Consider the following 15,292-nt stretch of genomic DNA (forward strand, 5'->3'; position numbering starts at 1 on the left):
TTCTAGCTTGGTCGCTGAACCAACTACCGGAGACCTCTTCTGTTATCGATCACCAACACGCCTCAACATCGACGCCGCTACGAAACACGGCCTAGCTGTGCCGCCGGCGGGCGCGGACGGCCAGGACCAGACCGGCGACGGCGAGCAGGGCGGCGATGGTCTCGGCCACCGCCGAACCGACCTTGCCCGGCCCATGCCAGGTGTTCTCGTAAAGATTGGGTACGGGCCCGAGCGCACCCACATTGACGTACGTGTAGAGCGTCACCGCGACGGCGGCGCTGCCCGCCACGAGCAGCGAGACGGCCCAGGTGAGCACGCCCAGACGCAGGAGCAGGGCGATGGCGACCAGAACGGCGACGATGGCCTGGACCTCGAAGAGCGTGCCCTCGCTGAGCACCGACGTCCGGAACTGGTCGTACCGCCCGGCGTCGTGCAGGTGCACGAAGGCGTCGACCCCGAGCAGCGCCGCGGTCAGCACGCTGAGCACCCGCTGGGCCACCGGCACATCACGCCACGCCACGCGAGCGTCCGTGGGAAGAACATGCTCGGTCATCGGACCGCTCCCTGTTTCGGAGGACTCTGTCACCTCTCACGGTCGTCCTCGCCGCCCGCCCCGGCATCACCGCCAGCCTGCAAACTCCACTACCCGCCAGCCGGTACCACCCCGCTCACTTCGGATCGGGCGAGGCAAGCGTGAACGGCGTCCGTAAGCCGGCGGTAACCGGCTCGGGTAGGCCGCGCCGAACCTGCCTGATCCGGTCGCGCATCTCCTCGGCCTCGGCCGGACATTACGCCGAGCGGCCGGGCGGCGGCGGGGGAGAGGCCCGGATGCGCGAGCGCTTCCTGACTCCGCGCGACTGGGCGGCCTGAGCCGTCCTCAATCCGCCACGGGGAAGCGCAGCGCGCGGGCGGCGCCGTGCATGTCGTGCGGGAGGTCGGCGTATGCCCACTGGTGGGAGCGGGCGTGCAGGCAGGCGGCCTCCACGTCGCCCGACTCCAAAACCTCCAGCAGGGTGGCGTGTTCGTCGGCCACGTGGGTGAGGTCGGGGTTGGCCACGACCAGGGTGATGGCCGTGCGGGCCTCGATCTGCAGGCCCTCCCAGGCCCGCTCGAGCAGGAAGTTGCGGCCGGCCAGCACGACCCGGCGGTGGAAGCGGGCGCTGGCCAGGCCGATGCCGCGAATGTCGGCGGCCCGCGCGCAGCGGTACATCTCGTCGACGTCGGCGCGCATGTCCTGCAGGGGCAGCTTCCCGTTCAGCATGGCCAGGCGGGTCGCCGTCTCCTCCAGGGCCGCGCGGACGACGTACGCCTCCCGGATGGTCTGCTCGACGAAGGGGAGCACATGCCGGCCGCGCCGGGGCCGGCTCTCGACGAGGCCCAGGCCTTCGAGCTCGCGCAGGGCCTCGCGGACGGGGGCCTGGCTGGTGCCGAAGTCGGCGGCGATCCTGGTTTCGATGAGGCGTTCGCCGGACTTGAGCTTGCCCGAGACGATCAGCTCGACCAGGCCGTCCCGGATGCTCTCGCTCAAAGTCGGCCTTGACGCCAACTCGTCCTCCCCAAGGTCGCGCACTCTCTTGACCAGCATAGTCAGTCATCGTTACGTTGGATTATCGATATCGATAAAAGGATCTCGCATGTTGACTGAGGTTCATGTCCCCGAGGACGTGCCCGCGGCTGTGAGTCTGGTCGCGGCGGGCGCGACGATCATCGGCGGCGGCACGAGCTTGATGCCGCGGCTCAACGACTACGCTTCACCACCCACCGAACTGGTGAGCCTGCGCCGGGCGGGCCTGACCGGCGTCCACGTCGGCGGCGACACCGTGACCATCGGCGCCATGACGACCCTGGCCCAGATCGAGCACGACCCGCGGCTGGCCTTTCTGAACCCGGTGGTCCGCTCGATCGCCTCGGTGCCGGTGCGGACCCTGGCCACCGTCGGCGGCAACCTGTTCGCCCGGCAGCCGCACGGCGACCTCGCCGTCGCCCTGGTCGCCCTGGGCGCCCGCGCCGTGCTGGCCGGGGAGGGGGCGAGCGAGCTGCCGCTCACCAGGCCGGGCCTCGTCACCGCCATCACCGTGCGCATCCCGGAAGAAGGGACCTTCAAGTACCTCAAGGCGGCCCGCCGCCGCTGGAACTCGGCCTCACTGGTCACCGTCGCGGCGACGATCCACGAAGCGAGCGGCGAGGTGACCATCGCGCTCGGCGGCGTCAGCGATCGGGTGGTCCGGGCCCACGCGGCCGAGGCGGTTCTGCGGGGCCGGCCGCTGACCGAGGAGACGGTCGAGGCGGCCGCGCGGGCCGAGCTCGCTCATCTGACGCCGGCCGACGACGCGTACGCCTCGGCCTGGTATCGCAAGCGTGTCTTCCCTGTCCACCTGCGCCGAGCGCTGCTCGGCCGCTGAGGAGAACGAGGCAGCCGGTGAAGATCGTAAATCTCAAGGTCAACGGGATCGGCAAGGCGTTCATGGCCAGACCGGAGACGACCCTTCTGCTGGCGCTGCGCGAGCAACTGGGACTGACCGGCGCCAAGCGGGGCTGCGCCCAGGGCGCCTGCGGCTCGTGCACGGTCCTGCTCGACGGCGAACCGGTGGTGTCCTGCCTGGTGCCCGCCGTGACCGTCGACGGGGCGGACGTCGCCACCGTCGAGGGGCTGGCCGACGGGGCCAAGCTCAGCCACGTGCAGCAGGCGTTCCTCGACGGCTTCGCCACCCAGTGCGGGTTCTGCACGCCCGGCATGATCATGTCGGCCGAGGCGCTGCTCGACCGCAACCCGAACCCGACGCGGGACGAGGTGGCCGAGGCGATCAGCGGGAACGTGTGCCGGTGCACCGGCTACGAGCCGATCATCAGCGCCGTCCTGGACGCGGCCGAGCGGGCGAGGCTCTGATGCCGCGGGTCAACCCGATCGACACCGACTACTTCAAGGACGAGCGCCGGGGCGACTTCACCGTCATCGGCAAGACGGTGCAGCGCTCCGACGCTCTCGGGCACGTCACCGGCCGTACCGAATTCTTCGAGGATCGGACCTTCCCCGACCTCGCCCACGTCAAGATCCATCGCTCGGCCCACCACCACGCCCGGATCGACAGCGTCGACTGTTCCGAGGCGTTGCGGGTTCCGGGGGTGCTGAGGGTCATCACGCACGCCGACGTGCCCTCGAACTGGTACGTCGTGCTGCGGCTGATCGGCATCGAGCCCAACGACGAGCCGGTCCTGGCCGAGGACCGGGTGCTCTACAAGGGCGAGCCGATCGTGGCCGTGGTGGCCGACTCCGAGGCGGCCGCGCTCGAGGGCGCCCGCCGCGTGAAGGTGACCTACACCGAGCTGCCGGCCGTGCTCGACGTCGAGGAAGCCCTCGCCGAGGGCGCGCCGGTCATCAAGCGGGCCGGTACGAACTATTTCGTGTACGAGGGCCACCACGCGCGCCGGCTGCGTTTCGGCGACGTGGAGCAGGGGTTCGCGCAGGCCGACCGCGTATTCGAATGGCGCTACAGCTCGGCCCCGATCGAACACGCGCCGACCGAGACCACCGGCTGCATCGTCGTGCCGCAGAGCAGCGGGCGGCTGCTCATTCACAGCAATACGCAGGCCGCTTTCTTCACGCTCGACAACACGGCGCTGATTCTCGACCGGCCGTTCACCGACCTCCAGGTCAAGGGCGGCACGGTCGGCGGCGGATTCGGCGGCAAGGTCGACGTCATGGTCGAGCCGCTGGCCTGCATCGCGGCCATGCTCACCAACCGGCCGGTCAAATTCGTCTACACCCGCGAGGAGGAGATGCAGGTCTCGTCGCCGCGCGCGGCCGAGCGCATCTACATCAAGGACGGCGTCATGAACGACGGCCGCATCCTCGCCCGCAAGGTGATGCTCTACGTCGACGCCGGCGCCTATTCACGGCATTCGCCGTACGGGACGACGAAAGCGTGCGCCCACCTGCCCGGCCCGTACACGATTCCGAACGTCTACGCCGACTGCCACTGCGTCTACACGAACCGGACGCCGTCGAGCGCCATGCGCGGGTTCGGGGTCACCATCGCCGATTTCGCGCTCGAATCGCAGATGGACCGGCTGGCCCTGGCCCTCGACATCGACCCGCTGCAGTTCCGGCTCATCAACGCCTATCGCGACGGCGACCTGAAGGCCCATCGCAAGGTGGCCGAGGGAACCGCCCTGATCGAGGTCATTCAGCGGGCGGCGGCGCTGGTCGGCCACGAGCTTCCCGACGAGTTCCGGGCACTGTCCTCGTCAACCCCGAGAGAGGCATAGGAAATGACGCTTCGGTACGGGCGGGGATACGCCTCCGTCAATTACCCGACCGGCATGAACCTCGGCGGCGACCCGTCCCAGGCGCTCATCCACGCCACCACCATGGGCGGTTTCGTGGTGAGCCTGTCGTCGGTCGACCTCGGGCAGGGGCTCAAGACCGTGGTGGCCCAGTGCGCGGCCGAGACCCTGGGCATGCCGATGGAGAACATCATCATCGACACCGCCGACACCGACACCGGCCCGCACTGCATGGGTACCTTCGCCAGCCGCGGCACCCACCGCGTCGGCAACGCCGTCATCATGGCCGCTCGCGAAGCCCGCGACGTGATGCTGCGGGTGGCGGCCGACGAGCTCGAGGTCGACGCGGGCGACCTGGAGACCGACGGCACCGGCTTCGTCCGGCTCAAGGGCAGCCCCGGAACCAAGATCCACATCTCGGACGTCGCGCTGGCCGCCCACTTCAAGCAGGGCAGGTCGATCTCGGGGCGGGGGATGTTCCTCAAGGAGCGCAACTATCCGGTGCCCGAGACCGGCGAGATGGACCCGGACTCGTGCCAGGCCCACGCGTGCAGCGTGGCCGAGGTCGAGGTGGACGACGAGACCGGCGTGGTGACGGTGCTGAGCCTGCACAACGCGTACGAGATCGGCCGTGCCCTCAATCCGGCCATGGCCACCCAACAGGTCGAGGGTGGCGCCTGGATGGGTGTTTCGCACGCCATCTTCGAGTCGACCGAGCCGTATTACCCGGCGTCGCGCGACCACGGGCCGATCGATTTCACCGAGTATCTGATGCCCGGGCCGGGCGAGATACCCGTACAGACAAGCGTCATTCTGGAGCGTCCGGCGTCGAACGGGCCGTTCGGCGCGAAGGGCATCGGCGAGATGACGGCCAACGCCCCGATCCCGGCGATCGCGAACGCCATCTTCGACGCCTGCGGGGTACGGCTGACCACGATGCCGTTCACCCCGGAGTCGATCCTGCGCGGGCTCGACGCGCTGCGCGCATGACGCCGGATCGCGACGCTCTCAGCCGGCAGTTGGCGGAGCGGAAGTATTTCGCCGACGAGGGGCTGCTCACCGCCGTACGGCTGGCCATCGCTCTGCAAAAGCCTTTGCTCCTGGAAGGGGAGCCGGGGGTCGGCAAGACGCAGATCTCGCACGTGCTGGCCGGCGCGCTCGGGCGGGAACTGATCCGGTTGCAATGCTACGAGGGCATCGACGTCGCACAGGTGCTCTACGAATGGGACTATCCGAAACAGTTGCTGAGCCTGCGCGCGGCCGAGGTCCGGGGCACGCCGGTGGCCGATCTGTACGCGAGCGAGTTCCTGCTCGAACGCCCCCTTCTGCGCGCGCTGCGCAGCCGTACGGGCGCCGTGCTCCTGATCGACGAAATCGACCGGGCCGACAGCGAATTCGAGGCGTTCCTCCTGGAATTCCTCGACGGCTTCCAGATCACCATCCCGGAGATCGGCACCATCACCGCCGCCGTTCCGCCGCTCGTCGTGCTCACCTCCAACCGGACGCGGGAACTGCACGACGCGCTCAAAAGGCGCTGCCTCTACCACTGGATCCCGTTCCCGGACCCGGACCGCGAACGCACGATCGTCGAGGCCCAGGCGCCCGGGCTCAGCGCGCGGGCGGCGGCCCGGCTGGTCCACTCGGTGAACGTCATCCGGTCGCTGGGCCCGCTGAAGCGGCCCGGCATCGCCGAGTCGATCGCGTGGGCTCAAGGCTCCCTCGCGCTGACCGCCGAGGGCGCGTCACCCGGTGACGCCCTGCGCGCGTCGCTCGGGCTCGTGCTGAAGAACGAGGAGGACGTCGCCCTGATCACCGCGCACGCCGGTGAGGTCTTCCCCGATGACCCCCGTTGACGTCCTGTTCGCCTTCGTCCGCGAGCTGCGGGCGCGCGGGCTCGCCGTGCCGGTCGACAAGCAGCGGGACTTCTTCGCCGCCGTGGAGCTGATGCCGTCTCACTTCTACTGGGCCGGGGCCGCCACCCTGGTGACCTCCGAGGCCGAGTTGCGGATCTACGACGAGGTGTTCGCCTCCTCGGAGCTGATCGTGGCGGCGGCGCCGGACACCGGCGAGGAGTCGACCGGTGTCCCGGGCTCCCGCGAGGCCGGCGACCTCGTCCTCGAGCAGGGCGGCAGCGAAGGACTCGCGGCCGGCCGGATCAGCCCCGAGACGACGGTCCGGTTCCCGGCCACCGAGCCCGGCCCGCTCGACCTGCTGCGGCAGATCCGCGATTCGCTGCCCCGGGCGGTGCCCACCACCAGGTCGCGGCGCAGCCGGCCCGGCGGCCGCCGCCGGCGGGTCGACCTGCGCTCCACCTGTCAGGACTCCCGGCGTACCTACGGCGAGGTCGTCCGGCTGCACTGGCTTTCCCGGCCCCGCCGGCAGCGCCGCGTGCTGGTGCTGGTCGACGTGTCCGGGTCGATGAAGCAGTACAGCGCCGACTACCTCCGGTTCGCGCACGCGGTCGTCGCCACCTGCGCCCGGGCCGAGGTCTTCACCTTCGGCACCCGGCTGACCCGGGTGACCGGGGCGCTGCGGGTCCCGTCGCTCGACGCCGCGCTCGGCGCCCTGGCCGGGGTGGTGCTGGACGCCGAGGGCGGCACCCAGATCGGCGAGAGCCTGCTGACGTTCCTCGGCAACGCGCACTACGTGACCATGGCCCGGGGCGCGCTCGTGCTCGTCCTCTCCGACGGGCTCGAACGCGGCGACTGCGCGGCCATGACCGACGCGGTCGGCCGGCTGTCCCGGCTCGCGCACCGGCTCTGCTGGTGGTCGCCGCTGGCCTGCGACCCCGCGTACCGGCCGCTGACCCGCGCCATGGCGGCGGTGCGGGCCGACCTCGACTCGCTGACCGGGGTCCGGGACCTCGGGACCGCGCTCACCGCCGTACGAGAAGGGTTTGCCTATGTACACGGGTGACATCGTCGACTCGCACCACCACGTGTGGCGACAGGCCGACATGCCATGGCTGTCCGGGCCGATGGTCCCCAGGATCTTCGGCCCGTACGAGCCGATCCGGCGCGACTACCTCATCGAGGAGTACCGCAACGACGCCATCTCGGCCGGCATCAGCTCGTCGGTGTACGTCCAGCCGAACTGGCCGATGGACCGGGTCGTCGACGAGATCCACTGGATCGCCGGGGTGCACGAGCGGTCCGGCTGGCCGATGGCCGTGGTCGGCTGCGCCGACCTGTTCGCCGAGGACGCGGTCGAGGTCATGCGGACGCAGCAGTCGATCAGCCCGCTCGTCGTCGGCACCCGCCTCCAGCTGCACTGGCACGAGCGCCCCGAGTTCCGCTTCGCCGACGCGCCCGACCGGATGAAGGACCCGGTGTTCCGCTCGAACATCGCGGCCCTGAAGGACCTGGGCTGGCTGTTCGAGCTGCAGGTCTTCGCCGGGCAGATGCACGACGCGGCGGCCCTCGTCGCCGACCACCCGGACGTGACGTTCGTGCTGGTCCACGCCGGCATGCTGACCGACCACACGGATCCGGCGGTCCTCGCCGAGTGGCGGGCCGGCCTGCGCGAGCTGGCCGCGCTGCCGAACGTGGTGGTCAAGCTGACCGGGCAGGGCACCTTCGTGCACCGCGTCGACCCGTCGCTGCTGCGGCTGGTGACCGACGAGGTGCTGTCCCTATTCGGGTCGGAGCGGGCGATGTTCGGCACGAACCTGCCCGTCGAAACCCTGTGGACCACCGCCGCCGAGCTGACCGGCGCCTGGAAACAGGCCCTCGCCCACCGCACCGGCACCGAACAGGCGGACGTCTTCTCCCGTACGGCCCGCCGGGTCTACGGCCTCCCCGAAAGGAAAGAGCCATGAGCCACTTCATTCTCACGTACGGATACCACGACACCCCGGAGCGCGCTTCGCGCCGCCCGGAGCACCTGGAACACCTCGCCAAGCTCCAGGCTTCGGGTGCCCTCCTGCTGGCCGGGCCGCTGGCCGACCTCAGCGGCGGCGTCATCGTCCTGTCCGCGCCCGACCTCGAGGCCGCGCAGGCCCTGGTCGAGCAGGACCCGTACACCAGACACGGGGTGACCAAGGACCGCGACCTGAAGGAATGGAAGATCACGGTGGGCCTGACGGATCACACCTGATCCGCAACCGAACCGCTCAGGTACCCGCACCCGCGGCCGATCCGGATGCACATGATCGCTTCGGCCTCCTCCACCGCCCTCGCTGAGCTGCCCGCCGTCGGCACCCCGATGTACCTGGCCCTGGGCGAGGGCGCGAACGTCCGTTCCCGCCTGGTCGCGACCGGCGGCGACACCTTCACCGTCGCCGCCCCGCTCGAGGTCGCCGGCCAGGCGGCGGAGTTCGACGTCTTCTGGGCGTCACCGAGCACCCGCATCGTTCTCCCCAGCCGCCTGGTCGCGGTCGACGGCGAGGCCCCGTACCACTGGGCCCTGGCCCCGGCCGGCCCCGCGCGGCACAGCAACCGCCGGGAGTACGTCCGCGGTGGTGGCGGCGCCGCCGTGCGCCTGACCGGCGACGGCCACGAGATGCAGGCCGCCCTGCTCGACATCAGCGAGGGCGGACTGCGCTGCTGGATCGACGAGCCGGCCCCGCTGACCCCCGGCGACCGGCTGCGGGCCGCCATGAACCTGCCCGGCGACCACCGGCTGGCCCTGGACGGCACGATCCTGACCGTCCGGGAGGCCCCGCACGGCGACCCCGGCCGGCACGTCGTGGTCACCTTCACCACGCCCGAGCAGGCGGCCCGGACGATCCGCTCCTACGTGATGAGCTGGGAGATCAGCGAACGCCGCCGGCACGAACACTCGTGAGGTACGGGTCGTCGGACAGCCACGTGGCCACCACCCGCGTACGCGTCACGTAATGCCCCTTGACCTTGACCCGGTAGGTCCGGACGGTGGTGCCGGGCCGCTGCCAGACGGTGCGCAGGGTCCAGGTACGGCAGTCGGGGTGCCAGGTCCGCCGCCCGGCCACGGTCCGGTTGATCTGGAAGCACAGGGTCCGGGCGGTCGCCGTGTACGGGTTGCGGCCGGCGGGCCAGGCGCCGCCGCCGGAGTAGACCCGGGCCATGGCGCGGTAGAGGTTGTAGGCCATTTTGGCGTAGCCGTCGTCGTTGGGGTGCAGGTTGTCGAACAGCGACAGACCACCGACCGACGACTGGTCGACCAGGTGCACCTTGGCGTCCTTGCCGGCCACGATGCCCGGGATCATCCGGTTGTAGGCGGCGATCCGGCTCTTGACGGGCTCGGCGTGCCCCTGGACGAGCCGCTGCACGAAGATGTCGGCGCCCGGCCGCCCGGCCCGGATCTGATCGATCAGCGCGGACAACCCGGCGGCGGAGACGTCGACCGGCCGGTTCTGAGCGATGTCGTTGGTCCCGATGTGCAGCAGAACGACGTCGGGCCGGTAGGTGTCGAGCCAGCCGTCCACCTCGGCCGCGATCTGGTCGATCCGCCACCCCGGGTGCCCCTCGTTGTCGCGGTCGGTCCCGGACGGCCCGGCCTGCCGCGACCCGACGAAGTCGACGTCCATCCCGGCCGCAGTGAGCCGCTTCCGCAGATCGACCCGGTACCCGCTGGCCGTCGCGGCCCCGGTCCGGTTGCCGACCCGCGAGTCGGCGCTCCCACTACCCCAGGTGATCGAATCCCCGAGCGGCATCACCCGGACGGGCTCCGCCACAAGCCGGTCAGCGGCCGCGGGACCGGAGATCCCCGCGGCCAGAACAGTGGCGGCGAGCACAACGCCGGCGAGGCGGCCGGCAAGACGACTCTTCACGCCGAACGCATCGGCCGGCATAGGCACTCTCCCAAGCATCCCCCGGGTGCAACCCAGGTGCCGACTATGACGCGCTCGACCAGAGCGCGTCCAGGGGGAGCACGAACGTGTAGTCGTCGAATCGGAAGCTCAACGCCCCGGTGTAGAACACCACCGCGGCGGCGAGGCGCCCACCGATGCGGGCGCGCAGCGCTCTGATGCCGGCCAGGTCACCTGACGGAGGATTTCAACGACCGCGAACGTCTCGACCAGATGGCCGTACTCCGTCAACGTCGCCGGGACGTAGTTCTCGGCGCTGTTCTTCTCCATCCCCACGGCCGAGGCCGTGCCCGCGTTCGAGGTCACGAGCGGGGTACGCCCGGGCCCGGGTTGACGCGGGTGGGGCCGGCGGCGGAGGGGCGGATGTCGAAGTCGAAGATGGCCGTCGGCAGGTAGACCGTGGCGCACGCGTTGGGGATGTCGACGACGCCGGAGAGCCGGCCCTCGATGGGGGCGGCGCCCAGGATCATGTAGGCCTGCTCGGGGGTGTAGCCGAAGGCGGTCAGATAGTCGATCGCGTGCAGGCAGGCCCGCTGGTAGGACAGGTGCGAGTCGAGGTAGCGCTGCTCGCCGTCGTGGTGCGGTCCGCGCGGCCTCGGCCGCCACCCGCGCGTAGTCACTTTGCGGGAGGCTTCCCAGTACGGCGTCGCGCGGCTCCGGCGGCAAGGCCAGCGGCGGCACCCGGTTCGGGTCGGTCGCGATCAGGGCGCCCTCCCGCTGGTTCCATTTCGCCAGCAGGGCGGCCGACGGGGCGGTACCCATCAGGCCCGGATGCACGATGCCGGTGAACGAGACGTGCGGGATGTGCCGCGAGGTCGCCGTCTGGCCGGCGAAGTCCCAGATCACCTTGTACGCGTCGGGGAACTGCTCGGTCAGGAAACCGCCACCGTTCGCGGTGGCGAAGATGCCGGTGTAACCCCAGCCCTGCCCGGCCAGCGGCCCCGAGTCCTCCTGCGGGATCGGCCCCACGTCGAGGATGTCGACCATCGGTCGCCTACCTCCCTGTGACGAGGGTAACCGTCAATGTGTCGTCGCGGGCGCAGAGCAGGTGGCCGGGCGCTCCCCGGCAGTCCGGCGCCGGGGACGAGCCGATGGTGCCGAGCGGGACGGTCCGGCCGGTGGCCAGGTCGACCCGGGTCACCGCCGTGCGGGCAACCGGCGTGCCGGTCGCCCGTAGCAGGAGGATCGAACCGGCCTTGTCGGTCACGGGCTGCCCGTCGAGCGGGCGGCCGACGGCCCGGCCGGTGGCGGTGTCGGCCAGCGCCGTCCGGGCCGGGTCGGCCGCCGAGAGCAGCAGGCGGCCGCCGCCGAGGTCCCAGACGTACGTCATGTCGTCCCGCCGCCAGACCTCGCGGCCGGTGGCCGCGTCGTGGGCGGCCACCCCGCGTACACCGGCCGCGCAGATCAGCACCCCGCAGCCCGTCACCGAACCGATCAGCTCGCCGGTCCGCCACAGCGGCCGCAGGTCGGCCGGGCGGTAGACGGTGGCCACGGTCTGGGCCGAGGCCGTCCGCACCACCACCAGGTAGGGGCCGGCGGGGGTGAGCCCGGCCGAGTACACCCCGTTCCACGGGATCCGGCCGCGGTGCAGCACCTCGCCGTCCGCGTAGCGGTAGACGGTGGCGTCGCCCTGGGCGGAGACCGTGACGATCGTCGAGGGCCGGCCGCCCTCGGTCAGCATGGTCCACTGATCGGCCGGCGAGAGCGGGTGCCGCCACACCTCGCGACCGTCGCGCAACCTCACCAGGCGCAGCCGGCCCGTCCCGGCCAGCAGCACGTCGCCGCTCGCCGCCGACGGCCGGGCGTCGCCGTTCGCCCGCCAGAGTTCGGCGCCGGTGGCCGCGTCGAGCGCGATCGTGCCCGGTCCCGGCGTTTCGGTGGAGACCAGCACGACGTCGCCGGCCGTTCGCACGCCCCGGTCGGCCGGACCGTCGCCGGCCGGGGTGGACCACCGTTGCCGCCCAGTGGCCAGGTCGTAGGCGGTGACCACGGTCGGCCCGGCGTCGCTGTCGCGGTTGAGGTAGACCGTACGGCCGTCGATCGCCATGGTGTCGCTCGGCCGGAACGTCGCCGTCCAGGCGGTCCGCACCGGCGCCGGCGCCGGCGCCGCCGAGGCGCCCACCGCCAGCAGCCCGGCCACGGTGAGCCCGGCCAGCGCCGTCCGGCGCAGCCGTGGCAGGTTCACCGGCGCGGCCGCCGGCGGGGCGGGCGCCGCGGTGTCACCGAGGTCGATCAGAGCCATCGTTCAGGCAATGTAGCTGGTGGCCCTCTCGAACAGCAGGGACACGTCCTCGCCCGGCATCGGCCCGGCGAGGTGAAAGCCCTGGGCCGGCCGGTAGCCGGTGGCACGGACTGCCGGGTCGGGCGCCGATCACCGTACTTGAGTGTTGGTCAGCAGATCTCCGGTGATCGAGGCGATGTCCGGCGTGCCGGCCAGGGCCATGGTCAGGTCGAGCTCGGCGATCACGTTGCGGATGACGTCCTCGACGCCACGGCCGCCGTCGAGGGCCAGCCCGTACATGTAGGGGCGGCCGAGCAGGACGGCGTTCGCCCCCAGGGCGAGCGCGGTGAACACGTCGGCCCCGCCGCGGACGCCGCTGTCGAGCAGCAGCACCGGATCGGGACCGACCGCGTCGCGGATGGTGATCAGCGCGTCGAGGGAGGCCACGGCGTTGTCGACCTGGCGGCCGCCGTGGTTGGAGACGACTATCGCGTCGGCCCCCAGGTCGAGGGCGCGGCGGGCGTCGTCCGGGTGCAGGATGCCCTTGAGCACCACCGGCAGCCGGGTGCGCTCGCGCAGCGTGGCCAGGTGGTCCCAGCTCAGCCCCGGGTTGGAGTAGATGTCGAGGAACGTCTCGACCGACGCCCGCGGCACCGGCGAGCGGAGGTTGGCCAGGAACCGCCCCGGATGGTTGCGCGACATCGCCAGCAGCGTCCGGATCGCGCCCAGGGTCACCTGGGGCCGCGCCGCCGGCCGGCCGAGCCGCTCGGCGACGATCTGCCGGAACCGCGGGTCGGACGTGTACTGCGCGATGCCCTGCCCTCGGCTGAACGGCAGCGACCCGAGATTGAGGTCCTGCGGCCGCCAGCCGAGCACCGTCGTGTCGAGCGTGACGACCAGCGCCCCCGCCCCGGCCGCCTCGGCCCGGCCGATGAGGCTGTCGACCAGGTCCTCGTCCTTGCTCCAGTACAGCTGGAACCAGCGCGAGGCGTCGCCCATCGCCGCCGCGCAGTCCTCCATCGGGTTACAGCCCTGGTTGGAGAGGATGTACGTGGTGCCGGTCGCGGCCGCGGCCCGCGCGATGTGCAGATCGCTGTCCGCGCCCATCAGCGCCCCGGCGCCCACCGGCGCCAGCAGCACCGGCGTGGGGTGCCGCCGCCCGAGCAACTCCACCGACAGGTCGCGGTCGACGGCGCCCGAGGCCATCCGCGGCACGATCGCCCAGCCGTCGAACGCCTCCCGGTTGCGGCGCATGGTCCGCCCCGCACCCGCCCCGCCGGCCACATAAGCCCAGGCCACAGCGCTGCTGACGCGCCGGGCCCGGCGCTCGAGCTCGGCGAAGTCGGCCGGTACGCGCGGCCGGCGCCCGAGAACGCCGGCCCGGTAGATCGTGTTCAGCCGGCTCAGCCCGGCGCCCGCGGTGGTGGACATGGCCGCATGCTAGTGGCATGGAGATCGCGATGCTGGAGGCGGAACCCGATGCCGCGACCGCCGAACGGCTGGCCCGGATCGTCAACGACGCGTACGCCGAAGGGGAGAAGGGCCTCTGGCGCGAGGGCATGCGGCGAACGTCGGCGGCGGAGATGGCCGGGCTCGGCGGGAAACTCGCGGTCGCGCGGCGGGGGGATCACATTCTGGGTTCCGTACGGGTTCAGCCGTTCGCGCCCGGGCTCTTCCAGCTGGGCATGCTGGCGGCCGACCCGGCCGAGCGCGGCCGCGGCGTGGGCCGGGAACTGGTGCGGTACGCCGAGGAGCACGCGCGGGCGGCCGGGGCGCCGGCGATGCGGCTGGAACTGCTGGTGCCGCTGGACGGGGAACATCCGGTCAAGGAGTTCCTGCGCGGCTGGTACACCCGGATCGGCTACCGCCAGGTGGGCACGGAATCGCTGGCCGGCGACCATCCGGAGCTGTCACCGTTGCTGGCCGTGCCCTGCCACTTGCTGATCCTCCACAAGCAGCTGTGATGAGTTCCCGCCGCCACGGCCGTCATACCTACGACTGGACACGCTGAGGCGGAAGGATGACGTGATGAGCGCGGAGACGCGGCTGGAGGAGCCGGCCTTCTCGGGGCTGGCCGAACGGCACCGACGGGAACTGCACGTGCACTGCTATCGGATGCTCGGATCGTTCGAGGACGCCGAGGACACCGTGCAGGAGACGTTCCTGCGGGCCTGGCGCCGGCGGGAGACCTTCGAGGGGCGGTCGACCGTACGGGCCTGGCTGTACCGGATCGCCACCAACGCCTGCCTCGACCTGCTGGCCAAGGTCCGCCCGGAACCGGCCGCCGGCGGCGAGGTGCTGTGGTTGCAGCCCTACCCGGACCGGCTGCTCGACGAGCTGCCGGCCGGCGACGCCGACGCGCCCGAGGTGCGAGCCGTGGCGCGGGAGACGGTCGAACTGGCGTACCTGATCGCGGTCCAGCATCTGGCCCCGCGCCCGCGGGCCGTGCTGATCCTGCGGGACGTGCTCGGCTGGCCGGCCAAGGACGTCGCCGACCTTCTGGGCGACTCGGTCAACTCGGTGAACAGCGCGCTTCAGCGCGCCCGGGCCGGCATGCGGGAGCATCTGCCGGCCGAACGGCAGGACTGGACCGGCGGCGAGGAGAACCCCGAGACGCTTGATCTCGTACGCCGGTACACCGAGGCCAGCGTGACCGCGAACATCCCGGTCCTCGCGTCGATGGTGCGCGACGACGTCCGCAGCGCCATGCCACCCACCCCGGGCCTGTACGCCGGCCGCGACACGGTGGTGAGGTACTGGAAGGAGAGCGGCTACGAGGGCATGACCGGCCTGCGCGCCGTACCCACCTCGGCCAACCGCCAGCCCGCGATCGCCTACTACCACTGGCGCCCGGCGGAGGGCGCGTACCTGCCCCTGACCATGGACGTCCTGCGCCTCACGGCCGGCGCGATCACCGAGATCTACACGTTCCACGCCGACCGCTTCCCGCGCTTCGGCCTGCCCGCCCACCTGCCCGCCGACGGCACGGAGTGACACCG

At 71.6% G+C, this 15,292-nt stretch carries 17 protein-coding genes and 1 pseudogene; 11 read left to right on the top strand and 7 right to left on the bottom strand.

The window, feature by feature from the left end; translation table 11 throughout:
- Positions 1 to 91 precede the first annotated feature (91 nt).
- Complete coding sequence (locus ACGFJ7_RS30535; RefSeq protein WP_392645158.1) at positions 92 to 553, bottom strand: hypothetical protein; 462 nt, start codon at positions 551 to 553, stop codon at positions 92 to 94.
- Between the two features lie 324 nt (positions 554 to 877).
- Positions 878 to 1,585 (bottom strand): GntR family transcriptional regulator, encoded by a 708-nt coding sequence (locus tag ACGFJ7_RS30540; RefSeq protein ID WP_360254937.1) that lies wholly within the window; start codon positions 1,583 to 1,585, stop codon positions 878 to 880.
- Positions 1,586 to 1,634: 49 nt separating this feature from the next.
- Between ACGFJ7_RS30540 and ACGFJ7_RS30545 the strand changes: the two genes are divergently transcribed.
- Genes ACGFJ7_RS30545 through ACGFJ7_RS30585 form a run of 9 tightly spaced genes read left to right on the top strand, consistent with a single transcriptional unit; the run spans position 1,635 to position 9,069 of the window.
- A complete protein-coding gene (locus tag ACGFJ7_RS30545) occupies positions 1,635 to 2,402 on the top strand; it encodes an FAD binding domain-containing protein (RefSeq protein WP_392645160.1) in 768 nt (255 codons plus the stop codon).
- Between the two features lie 17 nt (positions 2,403 to 2,419).
- The gene (locus tag ACGFJ7_RS30550; protein WP_360254933.1) at positions 2,420 to 2,887 is read left to right on the top strand and encodes a (2Fe-2S)-binding protein; all 468 of its coding nucleotides are present in this window, start codon (positions 2,420 to 2,422) and stop codon (positions 2,885 to 2,887) included.
- Positions 2,887 to 4,266: a molybdopterin cofactor-binding domain-containing protein gene (locus ACGFJ7_RS30555; protein ID WP_360254931.1), complete on the top strand. Its 1,380-nt coding sequence runs from the start codon at positions 2,887 to 2,889 to the stop codon at positions 4,264 to 4,266. The genes ACGFJ7_RS30550 and ACGFJ7_RS30555 overlap by 1 nt, the downstream gene beginning before the upstream one ends.
- A gap of 3 nt (positions 4,267 to 4,269) precedes the next feature.
- Positions 4,270 to 5,274, top strand: coding sequence for a molybdopterin cofactor-binding domain-containing protein (locus tag ACGFJ7_RS30560; protein WP_360254929.1), 1,005 nt, complete (start codon positions 4,270 to 4,272; stop codon positions 5,272 to 5,274).
- The gene (locus ACGFJ7_RS30565; RefSeq protein ID WP_360254927.1) at positions 5,271 to 6,137 is read left to right on the top strand and encodes a MoxR family ATPase; all 867 of its coding nucleotides are present in this window, start codon (positions 5,271 to 5,273) and stop codon (positions 6,135 to 6,137) included. Before ACGFJ7_RS30560 ends, ACGFJ7_RS30565 begins: the two co-directional genes overlap by 4 nt.
- Entirely contained in the window at positions 6,124 to 7,200 is a 1,077-nt protein-coding gene (locus ACGFJ7_RS30570) for a VWA domain-containing protein (protein ID WP_392645162.1), read from the top strand. The genes ACGFJ7_RS30565 and ACGFJ7_RS30570 overlap by 14 nt, the downstream gene beginning before the upstream one ends.
- On the top strand, positions 7,187 to 8,101 hold the full coding sequence (locus ACGFJ7_RS30575) for an amidohydrolase family protein (protein WP_360254923.1): 915 nt from the start codon (positions 7,187 to 7,189) through the stop codon (positions 8,099 to 8,101). Before ACGFJ7_RS30570 ends, ACGFJ7_RS30575 begins: the two co-directional genes overlap by 14 nt.
- A complete protein-coding gene (locus ACGFJ7_RS30580; RefSeq protein WP_360254921.1) occupies positions 8,098 to 8,379 on the top strand; it encodes a YciI family protein in 282 nt (93 codons plus the stop codon). The genes ACGFJ7_RS30575 and ACGFJ7_RS30580 overlap by 4 nt, the downstream gene beginning before the upstream one ends.
- A gap of 51 nt (positions 8,380 to 8,430) precedes the next feature.
- Positions 8,431 to 9,069, top strand: coding sequence for a PilZ domain-containing protein (locus tag ACGFJ7_RS30585; RefSeq protein ID WP_360254919.1), 639 nt, complete (start codon positions 8,431 to 8,433; stop codon positions 9,067 to 9,069).
- Here ACGFJ7_RS30585 and ACGFJ7_RS30590 read toward each other — a convergent pair.
- The 5 genes and pseudogenes from ACGFJ7_RS30590 to ACGFJ7_RS30610 all read right to left on the bottom strand — a co-directional run bounded on the left by ACGFJ7_RS30590 (position 9,038) and on the right by ACGFJ7_RS30610 (position 13,724).
- Complete coding sequence (locus tag ACGFJ7_RS30590; RefSeq protein ID WP_360254917.1) at positions 9,038 to 10,033, bottom strand: SGNH/GDSL hydrolase family protein; 996 nt, start codon at positions 10,031 to 10,033, stop codon at positions 9,038 to 9,040. The two genes, ACGFJ7_RS30585 and ACGFJ7_RS30590, sit on opposite strands and share 32 nt — an antisense overlap.
- 341 nt (positions 10,034 to 10,374) lie before the next feature.
- Positions 10,375 to 10,692: an acetamidase/formamidase family protein gene (locus ACGFJ7_RS30595; RefSeq protein WP_360254915.1), complete on the bottom strand. Its 318-nt coding sequence runs from the start codon at positions 10,690 to 10,692 to the stop codon at positions 10,375 to 10,377.
- Positions 10,693 to 10,696: 4 nt separating this feature from the next.
- Positions 10,697 to 11,059, bottom strand: a pseudogene (locus tag ACGFJ7_RS30600) (acetamidase/formamidase family protein); the annotation flags it as partial.
- A 7-nt stretch (positions 11,060 to 11,066) separates the two neighbouring features.
- Positions 11,067 to 12,314, bottom strand: a complete 1,248-nt coding sequence (locus tag ACGFJ7_RS30605; protein ID WP_360254913.1) for a PQQ-binding-like beta-propeller repeat protein — start codon at positions 12,312 to 12,314, stop codon at positions 11,067 to 11,069.
- Positions 12,315 to 12,443: 129 nt separating this feature from the next.
- Positions 12,444 to 13,724 carry an alpha-hydroxy-acid oxidizing protein gene (locus ACGFJ7_RS30610; protein WP_392645164.1) on the bottom strand — a complete coding sequence of 427 codons (1,281 nt, stop codon included), beginning with the start codon at positions 13,722 to 13,724 and terminating at the stop codon, positions 12,444 to 12,446.
- Positions 13,725 to 13,741: 17 nt separating this feature from the next.
- Here ACGFJ7_RS30610 and ACGFJ7_RS30615 point away from each other — a divergent pair, with 17 nt between their 5' ends.
- On the top strand, positions 13,742 to 14,257 hold the full coding sequence (locus ACGFJ7_RS30615) for a GNAT family N-acetyltransferase (RefSeq protein ID WP_360254909.1): 516 nt from the start codon (positions 13,742 to 13,744) through the stop codon (positions 14,255 to 14,257).
- Positions 14,258 to 14,321: 64 nt separating this feature from the next.
- On the top strand, positions 14,322 to 15,287 hold the full coding sequence (locus tag ACGFJ7_RS30620; RefSeq protein WP_360254907.1) for an RNA polymerase subunit sigma-70: 966 nt from the start codon (positions 14,322 to 14,324) through the stop codon (positions 15,285 to 15,287).
- The last annotated feature ends 5 nt before the right edge of the window (positions 15,288 to 15,292 follow it).

Origin of the sequence: Actinoplanes sp. NPDC048988 (assembly GCF_043197815.1) — a bacterium.
In the GTDB taxonomy this organism is placed as follows: Bacteria; Actinomycetota; Actinomycetes; order Mycobacteriales; family Micromonosporaceae; genus Actinoplanes.

Coding starts and splice junctions, on each gene's coding strand:
- ACGFJ7_RS30535 (WP_392645158.1), bottom strand. CDS start 553: ATGACCGAGCATGTTCTTCCCACGGACGCTCGCGTGGCGTGGCGTGAT.
- ACGFJ7_RS30540 (WP_360254937.1), bottom strand. CDS start 1,585: ATGCTGGTCAAGAGAGTGCGCGACCTTGGGGAGGACGAGTTGGCGTCA.
- ACGFJ7_RS30545 (WP_392645160.1), top strand. CDS start 1,635: ATGTTGACTGAGGTTCATGTCCCCGAGGACGTGCCCGCGGCTGTGAGT.
- ACGFJ7_RS30555 (WP_360254931.1), top strand. CDS start 2,887: ATGCCGCGGGTCAACCCGATCGACACCGACTACTTCAAGGACGAGCGC.
- ACGFJ7_RS30560 (WP_360254929.1), top strand. CDS start 4,270: ATGACGCTTCGGTACGGGCGGGGATACGCCTCCGTCAATTACCCGACC.
- ACGFJ7_RS30565 (WP_360254927.1), top strand. CDS start 5,271: ATGACGCCGGATCGCGACGCTCTCAGCCGGCAGTTGGCGGAGCGGAAG.
- ACGFJ7_RS30570 (WP_392645162.1), top strand. CDS start 6,124: ATGACCCCCGTTGACGTCCTGTTCGCCTTCGTCCGCGAGCTGCGGGCG.
- ACGFJ7_RS30575 (WP_360254923.1), top strand. CDS start 7,187: ATGTACACGGGTGACATCGTCGACTCGCACCACCACGTGTGGCGACAG.
- ACGFJ7_RS30580 (WP_360254921.1), top strand. CDS start 8,098: ATGAGCCACTTCATTCTCACGTACGGATACCACGACACCCCGGAGCGC.
- ACGFJ7_RS30585 (WP_360254919.1), top strand. CDS start 8,431: ATGATCGCTTCGGCCTCCTCCACCGCCCTCGCTGAGCTGCCCGCCGTC.
- ACGFJ7_RS30605 (WP_360254913.1), bottom strand. CDS start 12,314: ATGGCTCTGATCGACCTCGGTGACACCGCGGCGCCCGCCCCGCCGGCG.
- ACGFJ7_RS30610 (WP_392645164.1), bottom strand. CDS start 13,724: ATGTCCACCACCGCGGGCGCCGGGCTGAGCCGGCTGAACACGATCTAC.
- ACGFJ7_RS30615 (WP_360254909.1), top strand. CDS start 13,742: ATGGAGATCGCGATGCTGGAGGCGGAACCCGATGCCGCGACCGCCGAA.
- ACGFJ7_RS30620 (WP_360254907.1), top strand. CDS start 14,322: ATGAGCGCGGAGACGCGGCTGGAGGAGCCGGCCTTCTCGGGGCTGGCC.